Raw genomic sequence first — 25,739 nt, 5'->3', positions numbered from 1 at the left:
TGTCTTGCTGAGCGGATGCCCCAATGTAGTTTTCTAAACTTAAAACTCGCTTAAATAAAAAAGGCGCTGTGGCCGAATATATAAAGTCATACCGATCAGTTAAGCAATCAGATACCCTTTTTGAGCCCACAATATTTTTGATATACGGAAGCGTCATCCGCAACCTGTATGTCCATTTAAAAGGAATGTTTTTGCAAAATGATCATTTAAATGCAGAAAAGCAAAAGATTTTGCGGATGACAAATGCTTTTTGTTCTATTGGCTACGCAAAAGAACGGACGAGCTCCAAATATTGAATTTTAAAATACGAAAATTGCATCGTAAACGACAAAAAATTAAGGAGCTTCTATAAAACTCCTTAACTGATCAGCATTAATCTTTAGAGACTTTGCCCTTTCTATCACTTAAACATTAAAATTTGTATTCAATCCCTGTGCCTACTACAGGTTGTTTGGTTTCAAATGATGCTTGTTCAAGCGTCAAAATCCCTGCATAACCATAAGCTTTGACTTGCTTGGTAAATGCATAGTCAACACCTACAATGAACTGCTGTGCATCAAAGTCATCTTTAGATGTTTTAAAGCTGGTTGAGTTTTGACTGTACTGCGCTTTCACTGTCCAAGCTTTGGCAGTCGGTAAGTTATATTCAGCCCCAACTAACCAGCCTTGTGCGTCGTCTATGGCAGCCGCGGCAGCATCATTGCCTTGTACATCCGCCACTTCAGAAGTTTGATATAAGGCCTTCAAAGCCAAACCATTATTCAGATTTACTCGACCAATGGCACGCAAAGTGTCTGCTGCTGCAAAGGCACTGCCTGCCACACCACCAGTCACCTCAGGCGCAGAAGCATTCAAAATTCCCCGTCCTGCAAAGGTTGATGGAATAGCCTTATCATAACCAATCCCGGCAACAAAATTTTTACTGTCATACACCACTGACGCTGACCATGCATCGCCCAGACCACGTCCTGCAACTTTTGCTCCGCCTTTGGATTTTTCAATACCGCCGGCTTCACCAGTGGCTAACAGTGCAGCAGCTTTTAGTTTTCCTGTGCCGAGTCCCCAAGTAGGCGCTTCATAGACCACAACATTATCTATACGGTTTTCACCAGTGAAAATCCCTGCCACATCAGCTTTGTTGGCCACATAGTTATTAAAGGTATCTACCACTGAAGACAGTTGTTTAACAGGGGTATCAATTTTACCGACTTTCAATGTACCCAATTTCTGGTCTTGTAAGCCAACGAGTAAATTACGCGGAACGAAAGTATCGGTGCTACCGCCATTGTCTACATAAAAGGTAAATTCAGCTTGGTATAGTGCATTTAAGCGATCTGTCAGCTTCTCTTCGCCTTTTAACCCCAAAAAGGAGTTGTTAGAATTCAACTCGACCACATCGCGGTCTTTATTTGGCGAAGCATTGTCTTCAGGTAAATAATCGGCCGTGACATCAATTTCACCATAAAAACTAGGTGCTGCGAATGTTACCCCTGCCACTAAACTTAAAGCGATTGCGGCTGCAATTTGTGTTTTCATTATCAAAATATCCTACGGTAAATTTGTTACAAATATTACCGTTCAGACATATATGACAGAACAATTAAAAAATTATTTAGTTATATTTTTTAATTGTTTACATCACTATTTAGCACTTTTTATGATTTATTTATGAATAAATTATGAAAGGTCTGAATGCATCACAATGCCACGCCATTTGAAGATAAACCACAGGCTCAACATCGCAATGACTACAATCATACACAGATAATTAAAATAGCCGAGCCAATCTCCCAATAGACCGCTCACACTATACAAACCGCCACTGACAGTGGCCATCAGCGCCACTTGAAAAGTAAAGTCCGTGCCTGCCAGATGTTTACGACTGTATTGCATTACTAGGGTGAGCATAACCACCAACAGCATCGATGAAGTCATATCTTCAAAGGCATTGATCAGATAAATCAACCACGGTTGAATACTGTGCTGGTTTTCATATTGAAAGGCTAACCATGTATAAGCCGCCAGACTGAATATTTTAAGCACCGAATACAGTACTAAAGCCGTGGCACGGCGAATCAACTTCAAACTATAGCCCGCAAGTCCTGCACCCATTAAGGCAGCACATGCACCTAATATGGTGACATAGAGCCCTATCTGAGAAAAACTCAGACCCAAATCGACCATTAAAGGCTTCAAAAGTGGCCCTGCTAAACCATCCGCTATTTTAAAGCTCAATAGCACTGCTAACCATGCTGCAAGCAAAGGACTCTGGACAAAATAAGCCAAATAGTTTTTGATCTGTTGGAGGTTGAAAGGTGTAGGCTGAGCTGCTGAAACTTCTCGATGTTTTGGCTCTGGATAAATTAAAATCGGCAGCGTGTTTATAAAGACCATTGCAGCCAGCACCAAAAAAGTGCTCTGCCAATTCAGCCAATCTAATGCCCACAAGATTGCACCACCACCGACAATAAAACCAAGACGCGATCCAATCACCTGAAAGGTATTGCCCCAGTGCTGTTGCTCCCCTTTTAAAATATTGACCGCCAATCCATCGGTTGCAATATCTTGTGTTGCCCCGAGCAAATTCATACTCAGGAGGCCCACAAAGAAAGCCCATAAATAAATAGGTTGATTTAATCCATCAATCGGGAGGAAAGCCAGTCCGATCAGCACCAGCACCGTAAGAAACTGCAATGGGATGATCCAACTCCGATAGTGGCCGAAACGAGTGATCCCAAAACGATCCAGTACAGGTGCCCAAAACACTTTGATCGACCACGGCAACATCAGCAGTCCGAAGCCCCCAATCTGTGCCAATGACACACCCTGTGCTCTTAAAATGACAGGCAAGGCATGGGTCATAAACCCAACAGGTAAGCCCTGCGCCCAATACAATGAAAACAGCAAAATATATACATTTCGAGTCTGTAGCATGCTGTTCCTATATACATGGATTGGTCAAAATGTTCATCTTAGATCGCTATCCCTTCACTTTTTTTGCCAATGAATTCAAGCCGATCAGTGCTTATGATGAGATCATATACATCTTGGTCGATTGAGTATAATAACAATGAACCAATATTTTCCAGAGCTACCAGATCAAGTTCCAAGTCGTAACTCATCTGCATTCACTCGCGCTATTTTTAAGCAGCTTTATTTGGCGCAAGGTTGGCGCTTTGTTGGCAAATTTCCCAATCTACCTAAAGCGGTAGCAATTATTTCACCGCATACCTCAAATATCGATGCATGGCATGGCTTTACGGCTCTATTGGGCTTAGGCCTGCAAATCACCATTTTTGGCAAGAACAGTTTGTTTCATACCCCACTGAAACCGTTACTTGAGTGGATTGGCGTCATTCCAGTCAATCGTACCCATGCTCAAGGGTTAACCCAAAATATTATCGATATTATTCACAGCAAAGAAAAAATTTGGGTCGGTATGGCGCCTGAAGGCACACGTAAGCAAGCCGAAGCCATCCGTAGTGGCTTTTATCGCATTGCGTATGGTGCACAGATTCCAATTGTGATGTTTTCCTTTGACTATGCGCAAAAAACTATCCACTGCTTGGGCGTGTTTTCATCCCACAGGGCATTTTGAGCAAGACCTAGAACATATTTTAGATCTGTATATCGGCAAATTTTCAGCCAAGAACCCAAAATGGTTGGCCAAGCCTTTACAAAAACGCTTAAAAAATAGCTAGTAAATCAAGGTCGAATCTGCTGAGATGTGCACCATTATTTGTTTTGCGTTTTAGTATTTTTGACCATGAATTTTGCTCGTTTATCTCTGATTGGTGCACTCACACTGACTATGGCAGGATGTGATCTTGCATCAAAGAAAACACCAACAACTACTCCCATTCAAGCTCGTGAACCTGTGATTGCGATTGCACTCGGCGGTGGCGGTGCCAAAGGTTTTGCACACATTGGGGTGCTTAAAGTTTTAGAGTCTCATGGTATTAAACCTAAAATTGTCACGGGAACCAGTGCGGGAAGTTTTGTGGGCAGTATCTATGCCAGTGGTAAAACGCCTTTCCAACTTCAGCAAATTGCCTTGACCTTAAAAGAATCGGACATTCGAGACTTAACCCTCAACTCCCAAGGGTTTGTTCAAGGCCAAAAGCTACAAGACTATGTCAACAAACACGTCGGCAACAAACCGATTCAACAGTTCCCTATCCGCTTCGCTGCAGTCGCTACCCGTCTGGATACAGGACGAAAAGCCGACTTTATTAAAGGCAATGCGGGCCAAGCTGTTCGAGCATCCTGTAGTATTCCGAACGTTTTTGTCCCTGCGGTGATTGGTGGAACCAAATATGTCGATGGTGGCCTTGTTAGCCCAATTCCAGTCAAAACAGCCAAGGACATGGGCGCGGATATTGTAATTGCGGTTGATATTTCAGCCCGTCCCGTTGGAAACAAGCCACTGAATATGTGGGGTTTGCTCGATCAGACCATTAATATTATGGGGCAGCAAAGCATCAATGAAGAGCTAAGCCAAGCAACTGTAGTGATTCAACCCAAAGTTGGCCACCTAGGTACTTTAGACTTAAAAGCTAGCAATCAATCTATTTTAGAAGGTGAAAAAGCCGCGCAGCTCAAAATTAAATCGATCGAAAAAGCCATAGGCGATTTTAAAAAGACCCCAGCTGCTTTTAAACCTGCGCCCAAAGCCAAATTCTAAAAAATTTGATTTTTAATATTCAAAGACTTATTCATCTGCTAAATTGATATAGATGCTTCTGCATCTATATCCCTATAACGAATATATGAGTAGATGTATGGAATTTGCTTTTGAACCTTGGCACTGGTTTGTATTGGGCGTTCTGTTAATGTTATCAGAGCTGATTCTGCCTGCTTTTGCCGCATTGTGGTTCGGTATTGCGGCCATTATGGTCGGTATTTTGTACTGGATGTTCCCCATGATGGGTGTTACCACGCAGTTTGTGACGTGGATTATTTTGTCGATTTTATGCACTTTACTTTGGTTTAAATTTATTAAACCGCTTTCGACTGACAAAACCAAAGCAGGACTGTCTCGCGAAGCAACCATCGGTCAAATTGGCATGGTGATTCAAGCGAGTCCTGAAAGTGAACACATTCGCGTTCGTTTCCCCATTCCAGTACTCGGTTCAGATGAATGGAACTGTCGTACTTTAGATAAAGTCCACGTCGGCGACCGAGTTCGTGTCGTTGAAATACTGGGTAATGATTTAATGGTCAAAGCACATCTCTCAACCAACGAAAATAGATAAAAGTGAGTTAACATATGTCTGGTGGATTTATTGTCGTTTTAGCAATTTTGGCTTTTGCCGCTGTCACCATTTTTAAAGGTGTCCGTATTGTTCCACAAGGTTATAAATGGATCGTGCAACGTCTGGGTAAATACCATACCACGTTGAGTCCAGGTCTCAACTTTGTGATTCCTTATGTCGATGAAGTGGCTTATAAAGTGACGACCAAAGACATTGTATTAGACATTCCCTCTCAAGAAGTGATTACCCGCGATAATGCCGTTTTGCTCATGAATGCAGTGGCCTACATCAACATCACCACGCCTGTAAATGCCGTTTATGGAATTGAAAACTATACATGGGCCATTCAAAACTTAGTGCAAACGTCACTGCGTTCAATCGTTGGTGAAATGGATCTTGATGATGCGCTCTCGTCTCGTGATCACATTAAAGCCAAACTTAAAGCAGCCATTTCGGATGATATTTCAGACTGGGGCATCACCTTAAAAACCGTTGAAATTCAAGACATTCAACCATCTTCAACCATGCAAGCCGCAATGGAAGCTCAAGCGGCGGCTGAGCGTCAACGTCGTGCGACCGTGACCAAAGCAGACGGTGAAAAACAAGCCGCGATTTTAGAGGCTGACGGCCGTTTAGAAGCGTCTCGCCGTGACGCAGAAGCGCAAGTGGTCTTAGCAGAGTCTTCTCAGCGTGCCATTGAAATGGTCACTTCTGCTGTGGGCGACAAGGAAATTCCTGTGGCTTACTTGTTGGGTGAACAATATGTCAAAGCGATGCAAGACATGTCTAAATCGAACAATGCTAAAACAGTGGTGTTACCAGCCGATATTTTAAGTACCATCCGCGGTGTTATGGGACGTAAAGACATCTAACTGATGCTTGGTTTGATTGAATGAGGACAGCTTTCGAGCTGTCTTTTTTATTGGCATTGTGAAAAAACTCAAGCCTCTAAGGAACAAGCATTAAAAAAGAGGACACGCTATGTCCTCTTTTTTAATCTAAACACTGAAACTTAGCTTTGGCGAACCAATAAAAACTGTGAAATCTGATTCAGTTCTGCTGCCGCATCCGTTGGGAAATAAGCCAAAGCAGCAAAGGCTTGATCATGCAAAGTCTTGGCATAGTCTTGTGCAGCCTCAAGTCCCATTAAGGCTGGATAAGTCGATTTTTCGACTTGCTCATCCTTCCCTGCGGTTTTACCCAGTACATCTGTATTTGAAATGATATCTAAAATATCGTCTTGCACCTGAAAAGCCAAACCAATTGCCTGTGCATATTCGCGTAACTTAGGAATCGCTTGATCGCAACCGTCAAATACAGTCACCGCGGCCATCATCACCGCAGCAGAAATCAATGCACCCGTTTTATTTCGGTGGATATTTTCAAGTGCAGCCTGATCGACACGTTTACCTTCGGCTTGTAGGTCAAGGACTTGCCCACACACCATTTTAGAGCTCGCTGTCGCTAAAATTTGCATCTGCTTCAGTACAATACCCTGATCAACCACTGGGCCAGCATCAAACAGTCGACTACCTAAAATTTCAAATGCCATGGACTGTAAGATATCGCCCGCAAGCAACGCTGTATCTTCACCATAAGCCACGTGACAGGTCGGCTGACCACGACGCAAAAGATCATTGTCCATACACGGCAAATCATCATGTGCCAAGGAATAACAATGAATCAGTTCCACAGCTACAGCGGCGCGGCGCACGGCAGCTGCATTATTGTTTGGATTTAAATGTGCCGTGGCATAGCACAGCGCAGGACGCACACGTTTTCCACCTAACATGACCGCATGATGCACAGCACTCTTTAACGGTTCCGGAATTGAAAAAGCATCAAGTGCAGTCAATAAATCATCGTGAATACGTTGTTGAGCCTGTTGGAGTGCATTTGCTGATACGTCGGTTAGTGCTGACACATTCGCCTCGAATAACAATAGGATAAATTAATCTGGTGCTCAGTTTGCCTGAGCTGATCATTTGAAATGATCTGTTGGCATGATACTGCTTTCTGCCCGCTTTCTCTATGCCGAAAGCACAAACAAGGCACAGTATTCTATTAATTTTTGCAGACGAGGTGATAAGAATGACTTTTCTACTATTTCAAGCAACCATTACACAAGCAATCAAGCTCTAAAATTCACTGCTCATGCTCTTAGTTATTTTTAGCCTTCTTATCACAGACCTAGAGTTGACATAAAAAAAGCCTCCACAGAGAGAGGCTTTTACATAGCACTACTCCAAGCTTTCCGCTGGAATACGCACCCAACCTTCCATCAACACGCGAGCACTACGACTCATGACAGCTTTTTTCACTACCCACTGACCCTTTTCTTGTATCGCTTGCGCTCCCACACGTAAGGTCCCTGAAGGATGACCAAAACGAACGGCTTCACGTGCTCCACCTCCCGCAGCCAAATTGACCAAGGTTCCCGGTATGGCTGCAGCTGTACCAATAGCAACAGCAGCAGTCCCCATCATCGCATGGTGTAATTTACCCATAGAAAGGGCACGAACCAATAAATCGGTGTCTTTCTCTGTAATGGTTTTACCACTCGACGAGACATATTGTTTTGGCTTAGAAACAAAAGCAATTTTAGGCGTGTGTTGACGACTGGCAGCTTCAGAAATATCTTGAATCAGCCCCATCTGTTTTGCACCATGGGCACGAATGGTTTCAAAGCGCGCTAAAGCTTTGGCATCGCCATTAATTGCGTCTTGTAATTCACTCCCCGTGTAGCCAATGTCTTCTGCATTTAAGAAAATGGTCGGAATACCTGCATTGATAAACGTTGCTTGAAAGCGACCAATCTCTGGAACCTCTAAAGTGTCAACCAAATTCCCTGTTGGGAACATGGCACCACCATCTTCACCATCATCGGCTGGATCTAAAAATTCAATTTGCACTTCTGCAGCTGGGAACGTCACGCCATCAAGTTCAAAATCACCTGTTTCTTGAACTTGGCCCTGCGTAATAGGTACGTGTGCAATAATGGTTTTTTGAATATTCACCTGCCAAATGCGGACTGTGCAGATGCCATTTTCTGGAATACGTGCAGCATCGACCAAACCATTTGAAATCGCAAATGAACCTACTGCCGCAGTTAAATTGCCACAGTTTCCGCTCCAGTCGACAAAAGGCTGATCAATCGACACTTGTCCAAACAAATAATCGACATCATGTTCGGGCTGTTGGCTCTTCGCTAAAATCACCGTTTTACTGGTACTCGATGTTGCACCACCCATGCCATCAATCTGCTTTGCATAAGGATCAGGGCTACCAATTACACGGAGCAATAACTGATCTCGAACGCGTCCAGCCTGTTGCGCAGCTTCTGGGAGGTCATCTAATTTAAAGAATACGCCCTTACTGGTCCCTCCACGCATATACGTTGCTGGAATTTTTATTTGCGGTGCAAAACTCATTTTTATTGAATCCTTCATATTTATCATTGTGTTAAGTCAAGCATGCTGATTTAACTTTGGTTCATCATACCTTTTTTCAATATCCATGCGTAACGTACAGGACTTTAGTCTAAGCAAGTATAAAAAAAAACCATTTGTGAACGTCCGGTTTCCAAATAAAATTCCCGATTTTATAATTTAAATAAAATTAATATATTGATTCGTATGTTTTTTATTTACAACTTATTACATATTATTTTTCATATGAATAATAACTTTTTTTCATGAATTTTGAGCTACTATGCGATTTCTTCGCGATCTATTACAATCGGAAACACTTATCCATTGTCGGGCTGAAATAACTTGAATAAAGAGTCGTCTCAACTTCAGCGTGGCTTAAAGAACCGTCATATTCAATTGATTGCCATGGGCGGCGCAATTGGTACTGGCTTATTTTTAGGTTCCGCACATGTGATTGAATCTGCTGGCCCATCCATTATTTTGGGTTATGCAATTGGCGGTTTAATTGCGTTTCTAATCATGCGTCAACTCGGGGAAATGATCGTTGAAGAACCTGTTGCAGGTTCTTTTAGTCATTTTGCAAACAAATACTGGGGCAAATTTGCAGGCTTTCTTGCAGGCTGGAACTACTGGATTCTATATGTTCTAGTAGCCATGACCGAGCTGACCGCTGTTGCGAAGTATATCAACTACTGGTGGCCTCATATTCCTGCATGGGCATCTGTTTTAACCTTCTTTGTTATCATTACCTTAGTCAATTTAGGTAATGTGAAGTTTTACGGTGAATCAGAGTTCTGGCTAGCTATTATCAAAGTCACGGCCGTCGTCGCTATGATTGTATTTGGTCTTTATCTTTTGGCTACGGCAGGCGCAGATTCCACGGCTTCATTTAGCAATCTTTGGTCACATGGCGGTTTCTTCCCGCATGGCGTTGAAGGCCTCTTCTATATGCTTGCCTTCCTCATGTTTGCCTTTGGCGGTATTGAATTGATTGGTATGGCTGCAGCAGAAGCTGATAACCCACAAAAATCAATTCCGAAAGCAATCAACCAAGTGGTATTCCGTATCCTCATTTTCTATGTGGGTTCATTGACCATTTTGTTATCGCTTGTACCTTGGAATGAATTGCAACTTGGCGGCTTAGATAAGAGCCCATTTGTAATGATCTTCAGTCAATTAGGTATTGGTTGGGCTGCGCATTTGCTTAACTTTATTATCTTGACTGCAGCACTTTCTGTATATAACAGTGGTATGTATGCTAACAGCCGCATGTTGTTTGGTTTAGCACAGCAAGGCAATGCACCTAAAATATTCAGTAAAACCAATAAACAAGGTGTGCCAATTCCAGCAGTCTTGTTCTCTGCTTTACTGATTTTCGGTTGTGTACTATTGAATTATTTTGCGCCAGAAGATGCTCTCAGCAACTTAATTTATATTGTTGTTGGTGCTTTGGTATTGAACTGGGCCATGATCAGCTTAACTCATCTTCAATTTATGAAGGCCATGAAAAGCGAAGCAAAAAAACCATTATTTCCTGCACTTTGGTCGCCTTTCAGTAACTACCTTGTGCTTGGATTTATTGCTGTAGTGCTTTACATCATGTGGACTCAAGGTTTAAGCGGCGCTGTGATCATGATTCCAATCTGGATCGTATTAATGTTCGTTCTATACAAAATTCTGTATAGAAAAGCATAAAATATTCATTTTTAAATAGTTATTGTTTCGGCAATAACTATTTTTTTTGAGTAAAATCAGCTACATTAACCCCACTTTTGCGCTCTTAGCTTAACTGGATAGAGCAGTTGCCTCCTAAGCGACCGACGTGGGTTCGAGTCCCGCAGAGCGCACCATTTTATGGTTGTTTTCAATCTCTCTAAGCCTAATCATAAACACTAAAAATTCGATTCACCGCGCCCAGATACTAATAATCCCCTCTCAAACTTGGACGCTGATTCAACAGCCGCTCAAGCTGATGCAAAAAATTCAGCGTAATCAAACTCGCTCGCGGCGACACCTACATCTGGGTTTTCAAATCAGGTTTTAGTAAGTCAAACTGTTCTTGATCTTTTACAATTAATTTTCGTTATCAAATCAGTTGCTTGGCTGTTTCATTTTCAAATAGCTGTTCTCAATAGATGCACTGAATGAGCCAAATTTCATACACAATTTTTCCCTTCTATTTTAGTCCTATAGCACAGATTTCATCCTGAAATCTTGGTATAACAAAGCGCCCTATTTTAAAAAATATTTTTATGAATAATATTAATTTAATTTATATGTCAATCATTTACCAATTTTATTTATTACGTAATTAAATTACGTATTGAATAATAATCTGGATCAAGTATGATGAATTAAAACTTCTACACTTGTTCACTCAACATTGAGAATGCTGCAGAACAGGTGCCCATGTCAGACAAACGGATTTGTCTCTCTCGCTCTAAAATTGTAGCGACCAGTCCGTTGGCTCTGAAAGGAATCGTTAAAAAGATAAGCAATAGGATTGCTTAAAAAAGAAATGAGGACGTTGTATGAATGAATTAGCCAACCCATTAGAACTGTGTGGATTCGAATTTATTGAATTTGTTTCTGAAGATGGTCAGCTAGATGCGGTCTTTGAAACCATTGGGTTCAGCAAAGTGGCAAAGCATAAGTCGAAAAATGCGTATTTATGGCGTCAGGGCAAGATTAATATCATTCTAAATTATCAGCCTGAATCGTATGCAGCTTATTTCTATAAAGAACATGGCCCTTCTGCCTGTGCAATGGGTTTCCGCACCAAGAATGCGGCAAAGGCATTTAAAAAGGCGATAGAAATTGGTGCAGAACCAATTTACAACCAAGTTGGTCCGATGGAGCTGAATATCCCAGCAATTAAAGGGATTGGCGGCTCTCCTATTTTCCTTGTCGATTGTGACATTTACCAAAATGACTTCATCTTCTTTGATGATGTAGCATCCAATCCTGTCGGCACAGGTTTATATGAAATCGACCATTTGACCCATAATGTGTATAAAGGCCGTATGCAGTATTGGGCTGATTTCTATGAAAAGATTTTCAACTTCCAAGAAATTCGCTACTTCGATATTAAAGGTGAATATACTGGCCTGACGTCCAAGGCACTCACGGCGCCAGATGGCAAAATCCGTATTCCGCTGAATGAAGATTCGGATAAAGGAAATGGTCAGATTGCTGAATTCCTCAATGAATTTAACGGTGAAGGTATTCAGCATATTGCCTTCATTTGTGATGATCTAATCAGCACTTGGGACAAACTCAAAGCTTTAGGTGCCAAATTCATGACACCTCCACCCAATACCTATTATGAAATGCTAGATGAACGTTTGCCTAACCATGGCGAACCTGCTGATGAGCTACAAAAACGTGGCATTTTGCTGGATGGCAATACTAAAGACGGTAATAAACGTCTCCTCTTGCAAATTTTCTCTCAAAATATGTTAGGCCCTGTCTTCTTTGAATTTATTCAGCGTAAAGATGACGACGGTTTTGGTGAAGGCAACTTTAAAGCGCTATTTGAGTCGATTGAACGCGACCAAATTAAACGTGGCGTTTTAGATGTATCTAAAGCTTAAACGATTTCTAGAATTTCCCTGTACATATAGTTTTATGTACAGGGAAATTTAACTTTTGCGCAAGAACTATACTCGTAAAATTAAAGTCTGCTCCGATGACAATATAAAAATAACTAAACATCATCATGGTTCAGGGCTTTATCTCACATGGATGAAGAATAAAAATGCAGCATATTGAACAAGGAAACCTGAAAAAAGGTTTAAGTAATCGTCATATTCAGCTCATCGCCCTCGGTGGTTCTATCGGCACGGGGCTATTCCTCGGTATTTCACAAACCATCAAACTCGCAGGACCTTCTGTTATTTTAGGCTATGCCATCGCAGGCCTAATTGCCTTTCTCATGATGCGCCAACTCGGTGAAATGATTGTGCATGAACCCGTGAGTGGTTCTTTTAGTCATTTTGCTTATAAATACTGGGGCAAATTTGCGGGCTTTATGTCTGGCTGGAATTATTGGGTACTCAATATTTTAGTGTGTATGGCTGAACTCAGTGCTGTCGGCCTCTATATCCATTACTGGTGGCCTGATATTCCAACGTGGGTTTCTGCTTTGGGTTTCTTTATTTTCATTAATGTCATTAATTTACTGCACGTGAAATTATTTGGTGAAATGGAGTTTTGGCTAGCCATCATTAAGGTCGTGGCAATTATTGCCATGATTGCTTTTGGTAGTTACTTGTTGGCTAGCGGTAGTGGTCATAGCCAGTCTAGCTTACAAAATTTATGGCAGCTTGGTGGCTTCTTCCCCAATGGTATTACAGGTTTAGTGATGGCTATGGCCATGATTATGTTTGCTTTCGGTGGAATTGAACTGGTAGGTATTGCAGCAGCAGAGACAGATAACCCTCAAAAAACCCTCCCAAAAGCCGTCAATCAAATTGTTTACCGCGTCTTGTTGTTTTATATCTTGAGCCTAGTCGTAATTTTGTCACTTTATCCATGGAATATGATGGCTGAAGGCGGTAGTCCTTTTGTATTGATTTTCGACTCTTTAGGCAGCCAGACCGTGGCCGCTGTTTTGAATTTTGTGGTTTTGACTGCGGCTGTTTCTGTCTATAACAGCACCAATTACTGTACCAGCCGAATGCTGCTTGGACTAGCACAACAAGGTAATGCCCCAAAATTTTTAAGCAAAATTAATCCGCGTGGTATTCCTGTAAATGCCATTATGGTTTCAGCTTTCTTTACTTTAATATGTGTTCTGATTAACTATTTATTTCCTGAAAAAGCATTTAACTTACTCATGATGCTGGTCGTAGCGGCTATTGTGATTAACTGGGTCGTGATTTCTTATACACATTTAAAGTTTAAAAAAGCCATGAATCGCATGCAGGTAAAAACTCACTTTCCAAGTGTGGCCTATCCATTTACCAATTATTTATGTATTGCCTTCATGGCGAGTATTCTGCTCATTATGAGTCGTAGCCCAGATATGCAAATTGCAGTTCTCATGATTCCTGTCTGGATCGCGATTTTACTGACGGCTTACCTCTTTAAACGGAAGCAAGAAGATCATGTTGCGTTGCTTGAAAAAAGTAAAATCACTTCCTTACCAGAAGCGTAATATCGTATTTATCATATTAGGATGTATTCATGTTTCAACATATTGATGCCTATGCAGGTGACCCGATTCTTTCTCTGATGGAGGAATTCAGCAAAGATGCACGCCAGAATAAGGTCAATCTCAGTATCGGACTTTATTATAATGAAGATAATATCGTGCCGCAGCTACAGTCGGTTCAAAAAGCCTATACACATTTAATTCCTGACTATGACAAAGTCCGAGTCTATTTGCCGATGGATGGGCTCAAGAGCTTTAATCAGGCTGCACAAGAACTCATTTTCGGTCAGGCTAGCCCTGCCCGTCAGCAAGGACGCGTCGTCACCATTCAGACTTTGGGTGGTTCTGGTGCTCTCAAAGTGGGTGCAGACTTCTTGAACAAATACTTTCCGCACTCCGAAATCTGGGTCAGTCAGCCGACGTGGGAAAACCATATCGCGATCTTTAATGGCGCTGGTGTTCAAACCCATTTCTACCCTTATTATGATGCGGACACCCATGCCGTAAATCTAACGGCGATGCTAGATACCTTAAGGCAGCTACCTGCTCAAAGTATCGTACTACTGCATCCTTGCTGTCATAACCCGACAGGTGCAGATTTAGCACCTCATGAATGGGATCAAGTAATTGAGGTTCTAAAAGCAAATGACTTGATTCCTTTCTTGGACATGGCCTATCAAGGTTTTGGTCAAGGCTTGGAACAAGATGCTTATGCGATCCATGCGCTAGATCGGTCTGGTATGAACTTTATTGTCAGCCATTCTTTTTCCAAGATCTTTTCCTTATATGGCGAGCGCGTTGGTAGCTTAAGCTTTGTCTGTGATGACGCAAACATTGCCCAAAATGTATTGGGTCAGCTTAAAGCGACAGTCCGTCGCATTTATTCTAGCCCAGCAGCTAACGGTGCGTTATTGGTGAGTCAGGTATTAAATGACGCAGCGTTGTCTCAGCTATGGCAGTCTGAATTAGAAGAAATGCGTCAGCGCATTCTACTGATGCGTCGCTTACTTGAAGACAAACTTAGTCAAGCGCTACCAGATATGGACTTTAGCTATCTGACCCAGCAACAAGGCATGTTTAGTTATACAGGCTTAAGTGCAGAACAGGTCGATTTGCTGAAACACGATTATGGTATTTATTTAGTCCGCAGCGGCCGTATGTGTACTGCTGGCCTGAATTTAAACAATATTGATTATGTGGCTGAGTCGATGGCGACTGTGCTTAAAGCGGCAAGCTCCGCTGAGTCTATGCTTGCTTAAGATATATCATGTTTACTTAGGCTTCTCACTCTAGGGTCAGAAGCCTTTTTTATCGTTATTTTTCAGAACTTGAATCAAGGCAACCTAAGTCTACGGGTTTCAGCTTAGCTATCTATTTCATACCCCGTTTCTTTTAAACAGTGCGGCAAAAAAAATCAAATATTTCGACTACCAAGCTCCACAGCCCAATAAAAAAATCCACCAAAGGGTGGATTTAAAACTTAATTCATCTTTTCAATGTCATCGACGCTTTTATATGGCAGCGGCGGGATGAAATAAAGCATCGATCTGACGCTGTACGCCAAGTACATAATCAGTTGCTTGCTGCATTTGTCCTTCGGGTAACTGATCTTCTGTGCCAATACAAGTAATGACATGATCCAGTTGCTGCGTGAAATTAAAGACTGGAATACTAATCGCATTGATCCCAGCCATCATATCTCCTGTGACTGAAGCATAACCTTGACTCAGGATTTTCGCTTTCAGCTCTAAAAAATCTTCCCAATTTGCAGGATACTGCTCTGACTTAACGCTACTTTCCCATTCTTTTTCCAATAATGGCTTGATGATGTGCTCAGACTGATAGCAGGCATGCAAGCGCCCTGTCGCAGATTTCAGCAGCGGCATGCGTGAACCGACTCGGGTAATAATATTAAAGACATGGTTAGATTCTAGAGACTGAACCACGACCGCGCCATCGGCAAACCATTTACTGACATGAATACTGCAATTCAGATGTTGCTGAATGTCCTGAATATAACGCTGGCTTAATTCCAACATATCTGTTCGTTTGAGTGCATTCACCCCAAAAGCATGTGCGCGCTCACCTAGACTATAACGCCCATCCGTTAATTGCTGAGCATAGCCTTTACGAATCAAACTCACCACATAACGGTGTACTTTGGCTGGATGCATGGATAAAACTTCGGACAGCTCTTTTAACATCATCGGTGCATTATGTGCAGTTAATGCATCTAATACGGTTAATCCAACTTCCAGAGACTGAACCCCTCCCTGTATTTTTTCTTCCTCAACACTCATCGCTTTACCCTGCTAGCTGCATTAGTTGTCATAACTCCATTGGTGAATTGTACTACTTAAATCAAAAATGTGAGCCATCTAAACCTGACTCTCTCATTCAGAGGAGTATAGCTCAACAATTTACACTATTAATAAATAAATTATTTATTGCGTAATTTTAAAATATAAGTATGATTCTATCTAGAACTTAAATTTTCCACGGAAAGGATCAATATCCATGAGCAAACGCTTGAAGTCATTTGTTGAAATTGCTGCACATTCAGATTTCCCGCTAGAAAACCTGCCTTATGGCATTTTTAGTGAAAAACACAATTCGCAGGCCCGTGCTGGCGTAGCACTGGGAGAATGGGTAATTGATCTGGCGGTACTGGAAGCGCATGGTTATTGCAAAGTGGCAGATGGCAAACTGCTCTTTAATCAGCCGACACTGAATTTGTTTATTGAATCAGGTCAAGCCAATTGGTCTAAGGTCCGCGCTGAATTACAAGTTTTGTTGTCCGCAGATAATCCTGAACTTCGTGACAATCAGGCCCTGCGTGATCAGGTTTTCTTCAAACAATCAGACGTTAAAATGCATATGCCTGTACACATCTCAGGCTATACCGATTTCTATTCGTCTAAAGAACATGCCACCAATGTCGGTTGCATGTTCCGTGACCCGAAAAATGCGCTGCTGCCCAACTGGTCAGAACTCCCTGTTGGTTATAACGGTCGTGCCAGTTCGGTCATTGTGAGTGGTACAGATATTGTCCGTCCATCAGGACAAATCAAGCTGCCAGATTCAGAACGTCCTGTATTTTCTGCTTGTCGTAAACTCGACTTTGAACTGGAAACTGGTTTTATCGTAGGCAAATCAAGTCAACTGGGTCAACCTGTTTCAATTGAAAACGCTTGGGATCATATTTTCGGTATGGTGCTGTTTAATGACTGGTCTGCACGTGACTTGCAACAATGGGAATACGTGCCACTTGGCCCATTTAATGCCAAAACTTTTGCGTCGTCCATTTCACCTTGGATTGTGACGCTGGAAGCACTTGAGCCATTTAAAACCAGTTCTCCTGAACAAGAGCCGAAACCTTTGGCTTATCTACGTGAAGACAACAGCAGCAACAGCTATGACATTCATCTTTCGGTAGAAATTCAGCCTGAGAATGACGACAAAAGTGATGTGATCTGCAAAACCAACTTTAAATATATGTACTGGTCCATGGCTCAGCAGCTCACACATCATACGATTTCGGGCTGTAACTTGCAGGTCGGTGATTTGATGGGTTCAGGGACCATTTCAGGACCAACTCCAGATTCTTATGGTTCATTGCTCGAAATCACATGGAATGCCACCAAACCTTTAATGCTATCAAATGGCGAACAGCGTAACTTCATTCAAGACGGCGATACCGTCATTATAAAAGGCTATTGCGAAAAAGATGATTTACGGATTGGCTTTGGTGAAGTCAGTGGCAAAATTCTGCCAGCAGTGGATTTTGGTTTTACCCAATAATTGCAGACTAGGATGTTGCTGATGAAACTGTATACCTATTTTCGTAGTTCTGCGGCTTACCGAGTTCGTATTGGCCTGAATTTAAAAGGTCTGACTGCTGAACATGTACCTGTCCACTTAGTCAATAATGGCGGTGAACAGCATAGTGAAAGCTACCGTGAGCTCAATGCAAGTGAGCTGGTGCCCACATGGGCAGAGCAGGAGTTTGTTCTGACCCAATCGCTAAGTATTCTTGAATATTTAGAAGAAAAATTCCCAGATACGGCCCTGCTCCCTCAAGACTTGCAGCAGCGTGCTTTGATCCGTGCATTTAGTTTAAGTATCGCCTGCGACATCCACCCACTCAACAACCTACGGGTACTTCAGTATCTGACGGGTACATTGGAAATAAGTGATGAGCAGAAAACAGCTTGGTATAAACACTGGGTTTTAACGGGCTTTAAAGCCCTTGAAGCACAACTGGAACAGTCAAATGGCAAATTCTGTTTCGGCAGTCAGCCGACCCTAGCGGATTGCTGCCTGATTCCACAAGTCTATAACGCGCTACGTTTTAATCTTGATTTATCGGACTATCCAAAAATTTGTTCGATCTACACCCATTGCAACACTTTAGAAGAATTTCAACACGCTGCACCTGAAATGCAACCTGAAGCCGCTTAAGTTTTTTATAAGGATATAAAAATGACCATTCAAATTGAAAAAATTCACCACGTGGCCTATCGTTGTAAAGATGCCAAAGAAACGGTGGAATGGTACAAAAAAAATCTAAATATGGATTTCATTCTCGCTTTTGCTGAAGACCATGTCCCTTCAACCAAAGCCTTTGATCCCTATATGCACCTCTTCCTAGATGCAGGAAACGGCAATGTGCTGGCTTTCTTTGAGCTGCCAACCCAGCCTGAAATGGGCCGCGATGAAAACACCCCAAAATGGGTGCAGCACATTGCACTCAAAGTCAAAGACCGTCAGGCACTGATTGATGCGAAAGAACATCTAGAAGCCAATGGCATAGAGGTCTTGGGCATTACCAATCATGGTATTTTCCACTCAATTTATTTCTTTGATCCAAATGGCCATCGTTTGGAACTGGCCTATGACGATGAAAAAGCGCCACAAAAAATTGCCATGATTACTGAACAAATGAAATATGACATGCTGGAAGAATGGAGCAAAACCAAACGCGCGCCGCAGCATACGCATTTCCTACATGCAGATGAATTAAGCCATAACTCTCGTACCGCCAAAGTAGACGCTTAAGTCTGGCGGAAGTTGTGCTGATGGTGAATGCCTTAGAGGCAACTTCAACGATGATAAAAAAACGCAAAGCAGCTTCGGCTGCTTTTCTGATTTAAATAGATAGGTTTTCTTATTTTAATTAGCTATTTAGAGCACCTTAAATCTCCTATCAATCATCAATAATTGCTTTCCATTTGCTTCACGGCGAATTCTATTTCCGTCCTCCTCCGTATCGAATCAAATCGAATCGTTCATGCATGAAACCTGTCTATGCATCCCTTTAAACTTATAGGTTTAAGCACCAGTCAAGTAGGCAGCAATTTCATCAGCCGCAGCTCTTGCTGTTCTGGACACTCCAATTAAAGTCGCCGATGCCATGCCTGTCCATTCACCATAGCCAACCAACCATAAATTATTTAGTTTCATTGAACGCCCATTATGAACAGCAACCGTTTGATCAGGCTCTACCACACTAAGACCTCTTAAATGATTAAGTGCAGGGTTAAATCCTGTACACCAAATGACAGCATCTACCACTTGTGTTGAACCATCAGCCCAAATAACCGAATGCTCAGCAAATGCTACAAAAGGCTCTCGACTGTGCAAAACTCCTCGTGTTCTTGCCTCTTTGACACTGTCAATCATGACAATATCTCCCAACCCACCTGCGAGCTGTTCCAAACTCCGACCTTCCTGTTGTGCTTTTAAACGCTCCGTTGCACGAAGAAACAAGACTCACCCATCAACATCATCTGATAAAAATGCTGGTGCTGTCGTCGTGACCCAAGTCGTTTCTGCCACTTTTGAAACTTCGGCAAGAATTTGCGCGCCTGAGTTTCCACCACCGACAACGATGATTTTCTTATTCTTAAAAGGTGTTGCATTGACATAGTCCGCTGAATGAAGCTGTATTCCTTTAAATTTTTCACGTCCAATATCATTAGGAATATGAGGCTGGCTCCATGTACCTGTTGCACTGACCACCGCTTTAGCTCGCCAATATTGTTCGCCAGCATACACATCTAAATAGCCATCGTTTTGTTCAATATGATCGACATGGACTGGCCGAATGGTCGGAAATTGATAGCGTTGCTCGTATGCCAACAAATACTCGATCACTTCATTTCGCGTTGGGTAGGTGTGTTCAGTCGTTGGCATCATCCAACCCGACAACGAACTCCATGTATGCGGTGAAAAAAGATGTAGCGACTGCCAAGCATGCAGCCATGCACCGCCCGCCTGCGATTGATCATCTAAAATCACAAATGGAACTTTTTTACGTTTGAGAAAATAAGCTGTAGCAAGTGCCGACTGACCACCACCAATAATAACCACATCGACTTGTGCTTGTAGTTGTGCCAAAGCATCTCTCCTCTTGATTATAGTGAAGCCATATTCATAATTAAAAAAGCCCAGTCTATTCAACAAACTAAGTGACTTTTAAAAACTGATCAAATCTGTAATTGGACTTTTCAATTACACAAGCTACTTTTCAACATCTTTGATCATCTAGAGTTTATAAACTCCGTTGATTGACACGCTTAGATAATTCTTCTGCCGACTCTTTTCGCTCTGAATAGCGGTCTGTAAGGTACTGACTTTGCCCACGCGTCAGTAGCGTGAATTTATACAGCTCCTCCATAACATCGACAATTCGATCATAAAAGGCTGAAGGTTTCATTCGTCCATCTTCTTCAAACTCTAAAAAAGCTTTGGGAATAGACGATTGGTTTGGAATGGTGATCATGCGCATCCAGCGGCCTAAAATACGCATCTGGTTTAAGCTATTAAAAGACTGCGAACCACCACTGACTTGCATGAGCGCCAAAGTCTTGCCTTGGGTTGCACGAATCGCACCACCTGCCAGTGGAATCCAATCAATTTGTGATTTAAAAATTGAACTCATGGAGCCATGACGTTCCGGCGAACACCATACCATCCCTTCTGCCCATGCGAGTAGATCATGCAACTCTTTAACTTTGGGATGCTCAGTGTCCGCATCTTCAGGTAAAGGCAGCCCTTTAGGATGAAAGATTTTTACTTCGGCACCAAACTGCTCCAAGATACGTCCTGCTTCCATTACAGCCAAACGGCTGTATGAACGCTCACGGTTTGAACCATACAGCAGCAAAATACGGGGTGGATGATCTAGCGCTTTGGCCTGTACTTTTTCTAAAGTCGGCTGATCGAGAAGATTCATATCTACATTTTGGAGAGTCATAGAAATTACACCTCTGCTTTAAAAAACTTTTTTCTAAGCCACAAAGACACACTGACTAAAGCAATCAACACTGGTACTTCAACCAGTGGACCAATTACAGTAGTAAACGCCACAGGTGAAGCTAAACCAAAAGTTGCAATGGCTACAGCCAGCGCCAATTCAAAATTATTTCCCGCAGCAGTAAAAGAAATGGCTGTGGTTTTAGGATAATCGTTCCCCATCCATTTGCTCATGAAGAAGCTGATGAAGAACATCACGATAAAGTAAATGGTCAATGGAATGGCAATACGCAAGACATCGAGTGGCAAGCTCACCACATCGTTTCCTTTCAGGCTAAACATCGCCACAATCGTGAATAATAAAGCCAACAGACTCAGCGGACCGATCTTCGGTAAAAAGACATGTTGATACCAATCCAAACCTTTAGCTTTCACTAGAGTGAATCGCGTCATAAAGCCAAGGAAAAATGGAATTCCCAAATACACCAGTACCGCATGGGTAATCGTCCAGAAATCGACATTGATCACTTGCCCTGCAACACCAAAATAAGGTGGTAAGAAGGTCAAGAACAACCAAGCATAGGTACTGAAAAATAAAATTTGGAAGATACTGTTAAAGGCCACCAATGCAGCAACATATTGGTTATCCCCACAGGCCAAACCGTTCCACACCAAGACCATCGCAATACAACGAGCCAGTCCTATCAGGATTAAGCCTGTCATATACTCTGGATAGCTATGTAGAAAAATAATGGCTAAGGCAAACATCAAAACAGGTGCAATAAGCCAGTTTTGTACTAAGGAGAGTGTCAGCGTTTTCTTATCTTTAAACACCTGTGGCAAAGCAGCATAGTCCACTTTTGCCAAAGGTGGATACATCATCAGAATCAAACCGATCGCAATCGGAATATTGACTGAATCCACACTCATTTTGTCCAAAGCCACTGAGGCTTGTGGAAAGAACACACCGATCGCAATGCCTAACGCCATGGCAATAAAAATCCAAAGCGTGAGGTTACGATCTAGAAAGGATAATCTTTGTTGAGCCATGATGATCTCATTCAATATGCGAAATTTGATTGATCGCGGCTATCAACTCAGGACGAGACATATGCGCTGTATCGAGTGCCAACAATGCATCTAAGCGACGGTTGATATGATCAACGGTAACTTGGAATGCTTTGAGTTTTTCTTCTTTGGGTAAATCCAAGTGTGATGGATCTACTAAACCCCAATGTGCTTTAATCGCACCACCTAAATAGAGCGGACATGCTTCCTGAGCGGCTGAATCACAAACCGTAATCACCACATCAGGTTGGAATTGTTCACAATCATCAATGGTTTTACTCCACAAACCATCTGTTGAAAGACCTAGATTTTCTAAAGTTTCTATGGTCAGTGGATGTACTTGCCCTGATGGCTTACTACCTGCACTGTATGCTTTCCAACCCTCTGGGGCACGACTATTAAACAGCACTTCTGACAGGATGCTACGGCAACTATTTCCAGTACACAAAAAAAGGAATTTCATATTGTTCTACTCGCAATAACTATTGATTTGTTGAAATGATGGAGCAACTTTTGGCTGTAAATCAGCATTTTTAAGGGTATTAAGTACGTCTATACACCAAGTAGGTAAATTGGGATTGAGACTGTAATAGACCCATTGTCCTTGACGTCGATCTTGTAAAAGACCAGAAGAGCGTAATAAGGCTAAATGCCGTGAAATCTTGGGTTGGCTGAGTTGTAGTTTTTCAGTCAAATCACAAACACACTGTTCATTATTTCCAAGAACCAACATGACGATGTTGAATCGCGTTTCATCAGCCAAACATTTAAAGAAATTGATTTGATCCATACTTTCACTCACTCTGACATATGGATATATCAATATTCACATATATCCATGAAATTTTTATTTCAATCGCTGCCCATTTGCATCAAGTACTTGTTCACCGTCTTCTTTAGTGAAAGCACCCTTTTGTGGGAGTGGTAAAATTTCTAAAACTAGTTCTGACGGACGACTTAAACGAGTTCCTAATTCAGTCACCACGAATGGACGGTTAATCAAAATTGGATGCTGAAGCATAAAATCTAAAAGCTGTTCATCCATCCAATCATCACGTTCTAGCTCTAGATCATGATAAGCATCAACATTCTTACGAATCGCTTCTCTCACCGTTAAACCTGCATCCGCAATCAGCTGAATGAGCTCACTTGTAGATGGAGGATTGACAAGATATTCAATGATTTCAGGTTCAATATTGGCATTACGAATTAACGCCAATGTATTGCGTGATGTACCACATTCAGGGTTGTGATAAATCTTAACTTTTGGAGTAGCAGACATTTGCTCAAACTCAATTGAATCTTTATATATACTTATATATGAATAATCATATATATGCAACTCCATATTTAAAGAATATAAAATGATCTTTTTTGAATATATAATGATCGAATGAGCGTGTTAAAATTAGATAAAATCCAAGATTTAGAGGTCAAGCTATGGAAACAGTCATGATTACTTTGATCTTAGTTATTATTTTGATTTTACTTGTCATATTTTATAACAAGAAAAAATAAACCATGGCTTTTGGGTCTATGAATAGACTCAGTAATGCCCGCCCAATTAATCGGTAACAAGGTAAGACAGCTTTTCGCTCTCTTCTTAGCTTAGGAATTTTTGAATCATAGCCTATCAAATCAGTAACGCCCTCTAACGCTGTCATACAGCGTTAGAAGGATAATGATCTCAAGATTGTATTGCTTGGGCTGTCTAATTTGCCGTATTAGGCACCATCACCAGCCCAAACCATATCCACTTTTTTTAAGCATTGCTTAATGCACTGGCTAAATCCCCACTGCCCTTCAAGTCAGACACCTGTCCCTCCAAAGGCTGACTAAATTCAATACGCTGAATCTTTGCTGCCCGCTCTGCGGAGAACACTGGGATTTGACTCATCGCAAATTCAGACAGTGCGGTAATGGTCAGTGAGGGATTCACACCTAAATTTCCAGGTACAATCGAACCATCTAATACGCGTAAATTTTGATAACCAAAGACTTGACCAGTGAAGTCCACAACGCCATTCGACTTGTCATTACCCATCGCGACACCACTCATAATATGTGCTGTCGTTGGCGTTCCCAGTAGAATTTCAGTAAGTGCAGAACCTGGCTCTCCACCCAACTTTTGTGCAATCATTTTAGTGGCTTCTTCAGCCGCAGGGAATGAAACTGTGAGTGGCGTATCCCCTTCTTTTTGCACGGCAGTAATACTATTCTGGAACAGTCGATACCACTTTCTACGCCATTCAAAATGAATGAATGCTTCAGACTTTTGCATTACCAATAAAATGATCGAATCTTTGGCTTTACCCTTATAACTTAGTACTTTAAAGGTTTTTAAGGGATGTATTAAAGTGTTGAACACAAACTTCATAAAGCGCATAAAGCCCTGACCAGTCACCATCGGCACATATGGAATATAAATCCATGAAGCATCTGCGCCTTCAGGGAACCGTGTGACCTCGATATTGGTATCTGCATCGACTGAAATAAAAGAGCTGATTGCCACCCCATCATCCAGTTTTTTTCCAGTGTTGTTCACTGTGGTCAGGGTTTCCGAATTCGTCCGAACTTCCTGTCCCAGCAAAGAAGAAATATTGGGTAAAGTCTTATGCTGATCACGCATTTTTAATAGCAATGGTACTGTGCCCATTACCCCCGCAGATAACACTACCCCACGACTGCGTAAACTATACTGACGAACTTGTTTCCCAAGGGTTTCTTTGACTATTACTTCGTAACCTGCGCTACCATCTTCATTCAGTGGTGTAATTTTCACCACTTCAGAACTTGGACGAATTTCAACGCCATTACGTTCAGCAAAATACAAGTAATTTTTCATAAGGGTATTTTTGGCATTACTGCGACACCCCAACATACAAGCGCCACAATAAATACAGGAGTTACGATCTGGCCCCTCTCCATTAAAATACGGGTCTTTCGCTAATTGACCTTCCTGACCAGCTGCTTGCGAAAAGAATACCCCTGTGTTGACCGTTTTAAAAGAGTCTGCATATCCAATTTCACTCGCAACTTCTTTTAACGTGTCATCTGCAATATTGGTATAAGTATTATTCGCTGTACCCAACATACGTTGAGCGAGACCATAAAACGGCTTTAAGGTTTCTTTCCAGTCTTTACGAATCTTGGTCCACGCCTCAGACTCAAAAACAGCATCAGGTGGAATTAAATGTACATTGGCATAAATTTGTGAGCCCCCACCAACGCCTACCCCGTGCAAAATGGTGGTTTTACTGGTGAAAGTAAATTGCATCGTACCTCTGAATCCCAGTTCAGGTCGCCACAAATAGTTTTTGGTGTCTAAATTGGTGGTTGGAAAATCCTTGTCTTCACGGCGTAAGCCTTTCTCCAAAATCAGGACTTTATAGCCTTTTTCACTGAGGCGTAAAGCACTGACCGATCCACCAAAGCCTGAGCCAATCACGATTTGATCAAAATCAAAATCTTTATTCTTCATCCTATTAACTCCTTTAATAGTTTTATTTTTCTGTTTTTAAACACACCAACCCCTTCACTTCAAAATACCCATCTTGAAGTGAAAAGTGATTT

Annotated in this window: 21 protein-coding genes, 1 tRNA gene and 2 pseudogenes; 12 read left to right on the top strand and 12 right to left on the bottom strand. The window is 41.9% G+C overall.

Annotated elements, in window-relative coordinates; translation table 11 throughout:
* Nucleotides 1-411 precede the first annotated feature (411 nt).
* Complete coding sequence (locus MN200_RS04635; protein ID WP_242760165.1) at nucleotides 412-1,536, bottom strand: porin; 1,125 nt, start codon at nucleotides 1,534-1,536, stop codon at nucleotides 412-414.
* Between the two features lie 141 nt (nucleotides 1,537-1,677).
* Nucleotides 1,678-2,934, bottom strand: coding sequence for an MFS transporter (locus MN200_RS04630; protein WP_242760164.1), 1,257 nt, complete (start codon nucleotides 2,932-2,934; stop codon nucleotides 1,678-1,680).
* A gap of 136 nt (nucleotides 2,935-3,070) precedes the next feature.
* Between MN200_RS04630 and MN200_RS04625 the strand changes: the two are divergent.
* The 4 genes and pseudogenes from MN200_RS04625 (at nucleotide 3,071) to MN200_RS04610 (ending at nucleotide 6,127) form a co-directional block, all read left to right on the top strand.
* A pseudogene (locus tag MN200_RS04625) lies at nucleotides 3,071-3,701 on the top strand (1-acyl-sn-glycerol-3-phosphate acyltransferase).
* Nucleotides 3,702-3,766: 65 nt separating this feature from the next.
* Complete coding sequence (locus tag MN200_RS04620) at nucleotides 3,767-4,684, top strand: patatin-like phospholipase family protein (RefSeq protein ID WP_242760163.1); 918 nt, start codon at nucleotides 3,767-3,769, stop codon at nucleotides 4,682-4,684.
* A 97-nt stretch (nucleotides 4,685-4,781) separates the two neighbouring features.
* Entirely contained in the window at nucleotides 4,782-5,255 is a 474-nt protein-coding gene (locus tag MN200_RS04615; RefSeq protein WP_004694603.1) for an NfeD family protein, read from the top strand.
* Between the two features lie 14 nt (nucleotides 5,256-5,269).
* Nucleotides 5,270-6,127: an SPFH domain-containing protein gene (locus MN200_RS04610; RefSeq protein ID WP_058869115.1), complete on the top strand. Its 858-nt coding sequence runs from the start codon at nucleotides 5,270-5,272 to the stop codon at nucleotides 6,125-6,127.
* 140 nt (nucleotides 6,128-6,267) lie between these two features.
* Here MN200_RS04610 and MN200_RS04605 read toward each other — a convergent pair whose 3' ends face one another.
* Nucleotides 6,268-7,179 (bottom strand): farnesyl diphosphate synthase, encoded by a 912-nt coding sequence (locus tag MN200_RS04605; RefSeq protein ID WP_242760162.1) that lies wholly within the window; start codon nucleotides 7,177-7,179, stop codon nucleotides 6,268-6,270.
* Between the two features lie 316 nt (nucleotides 7,180-7,495).
* Complete coding sequence (prpF, locus tag MN200_RS04600; protein WP_195729017.1) at nucleotides 7,496-8,686, bottom strand: 2-methylaconitate cis-trans isomerase PrpF; 1,191 nt, start codon at nucleotides 8,684-8,686, stop codon at nucleotides 7,496-7,498.
* A gap of 342 nt (nucleotides 8,687-9,028) precedes the next feature.
* Between prpF and MN200_RS04595 the strand changes: the two genes are divergently transcribed.
* From MN200_RS04595 to MN200_RS04575, 5 genes are all read left to right on the top strand, one after another.
* Nucleotides 9,029-10,381, top strand: coding sequence for an amino acid permease (locus tag MN200_RS04595; protein ID WP_004694612.1), 1,353 nt, complete (start codon nucleotides 9,029-9,031; stop codon nucleotides 10,379-10,381).
* 79 nt (nucleotides 10,382-10,460) lie between these two features.
* Nucleotides 10,461-10,536, top strand: a tRNA-Arg gene (locus tag MN200_RS04590).
* 681 nt (nucleotides 10,537-11,217) lie between these two features.
* Complete coding sequence (hppD, locus tag MN200_RS04585) at nucleotides 11,218-12,279, top strand: 4-hydroxyphenylpyruvate dioxygenase (RefSeq protein WP_058952181.1); 1,062 nt, start codon at nucleotides 11,218-11,220, stop codon at nucleotides 12,277-12,279.
* A 164-nt stretch (nucleotides 12,280-12,443) separates the two neighbouring features.
* Nucleotides 12,444-13,844: an amino acid permease gene (locus tag MN200_RS04580; RefSeq protein WP_004981288.1), complete on the top strand. Its 1,401-nt coding sequence runs from the start codon at nucleotides 12,444-12,446 to the stop codon at nucleotides 13,842-13,844.
* Between the two features lie 29 nt (nucleotides 13,845-13,873).
* The gene (locus MN200_RS04575) at nucleotides 13,874-15,100 is read left to right on the top strand and encodes an amino acid aminotransferase (protein ID WP_168158403.1); all 1,227 of its coding nucleotides are present in this window, start codon (nucleotides 13,874-13,876) and stop codon (nucleotides 15,098-15,100) included.
* 252 nt (nucleotides 15,101-15,352) lie between these two features.
* Here the strand turns inward: MN200_RS04575 and MN200_RS04570 are convergent, their stop codons facing one another.
* Nucleotides 15,353-16,141, bottom strand: coding sequence for an IclR family transcriptional regulator (locus MN200_RS04570; RefSeq protein WP_168158404.1), 789 nt, complete (start codon nucleotides 16,139-16,141; stop codon nucleotides 15,353-15,355).
* A gap of 217 nt (nucleotides 16,142-16,358) precedes the next feature.
* Here MN200_RS04570 and fahA point away from each other — a divergent pair, with 217 nt between their 5' ends.
* Genes fahA through MN200_RS04555 form a run of 3 tightly spaced genes read left to right on the top strand, consistent with a single transcriptional unit; the run spans nucleotide 16,359 to nucleotide 18,899 of the window.
* Nucleotides 16,359-17,642, top strand: coding sequence for a fumarylacetoacetase (gene fahA / locus MN200_RS04565; RefSeq protein WP_242760161.1), 1,284 nt, complete (start codon nucleotides 16,359-16,361; stop codon nucleotides 17,640-17,642).
* A 21-nt stretch (nucleotides 17,643-17,663) separates the two neighbouring features.
* Nucleotides 17,664-18,302 (top strand): maleylacetoacetate isomerase, encoded by a 639-nt coding sequence (gene maiA / locus MN200_RS04560; RefSeq protein WP_242760160.1) that lies wholly within the window; start codon nucleotides 17,664-17,666, stop codon nucleotides 18,300-18,302.
* 21 nt (nucleotides 18,303-18,323) lie between these two features.
* Nucleotides 18,324-18,899 (top strand): VOC family protein, encoded by a 576-nt coding sequence (locus MN200_RS04555; RefSeq protein WP_005005954.1) that lies wholly within the window; start codon nucleotides 18,324-18,326, stop codon nucleotides 18,897-18,899.
* 273 nt (nucleotides 18,900-19,172) lie between these two features.
* Here MN200_RS04555 and MN200_RS04550 read toward each other — a convergent pair.
* From MN200_RS04550 to MN200_RS04520, 7 genes and pseudogenes are all read right to left on the bottom strand, one after another.
* Nucleotides 19,173-20,240, bottom strand: a pseudogene (locus tag MN200_RS04550) (ArsO family NAD(P)H-dependent flavin-containing monooxygenase).
* 154 nt (nucleotides 20,241-20,394) lie between these two features.
* Nucleotides 20,395-21,099 (bottom strand): arsenical resistance protein ArsH, encoded by a 705-nt coding sequence (gene arsH, locus MN200_RS04545; protein WP_242760159.1) that lies wholly within the window; start codon nucleotides 21,097-21,099, stop codon nucleotides 20,395-20,397.
* A 5-nt stretch (nucleotides 21,100-21,104) separates the two neighbouring features.
* Complete coding sequence (gene arsB / locus MN200_RS04540; protein ID WP_242760158.1) at nucleotides 21,105-22,148, bottom strand: ACR3 family arsenite efflux transporter; 1,044 nt, start codon at nucleotides 22,146-22,148, stop codon at nucleotides 21,105-21,107.
* A gap of 7 nt (nucleotides 22,149-22,155) precedes the next feature.
* Nucleotides 22,156-22,629, bottom strand: a complete 474-nt coding sequence (locus MN200_RS04535) for an arsenate reductase ArsC (protein WP_242760156.1) — start codon at nucleotides 22,627-22,629, stop codon at nucleotides 22,156-22,158.
* A 6-nt stretch (nucleotides 22,630-22,635) separates the two neighbouring features.
* Nucleotides 22,636-22,956, bottom strand: a complete 321-nt coding sequence (locus MN200_RS04530) for a metalloregulator ArsR/SmtB family transcription factor (protein ID WP_004981310.1) — start codon at nucleotides 22,954-22,956, stop codon at nucleotides 22,636-22,638.
* A gap of 57 nt (nucleotides 22,957-23,013) precedes the next feature.
* Nucleotides 23,014-23,448: an arsenate reductase (glutaredoxin) gene (arsC, locus tag MN200_RS04525; RefSeq protein WP_242760154.1), complete on the bottom strand. Its 435-nt coding sequence runs from the start codon at nucleotides 23,446-23,448 to the stop codon at nucleotides 23,014-23,016.
* A 480-nt stretch (nucleotides 23,449-23,928) separates the two neighbouring features.
* Nucleotides 23,929-25,647, bottom strand: coding sequence for a GMC family oxidoreductase (locus tag MN200_RS04520; RefSeq protein WP_242760152.1), 1,719 nt, complete (start codon nucleotides 25,645-25,647; stop codon nucleotides 23,929-23,931).
* Nucleotides 25,648-25,739: the final 92 nt, after the last annotated feature.

The sequence above is a fragment of the Acinetobacter sp. LUNF3 genome (assembly GCF_022699605.1).
In the GTDB taxonomy this organism is placed as follows: Bacteria; Pseudomonadota; Gammaproteobacteria; order Pseudomonadales; family Moraxellaceae; genus Acinetobacter; species Acinetobacter johnsonii.
This window is presented reverse-complemented; position numbering and strand designations above follow the sequence as displayed.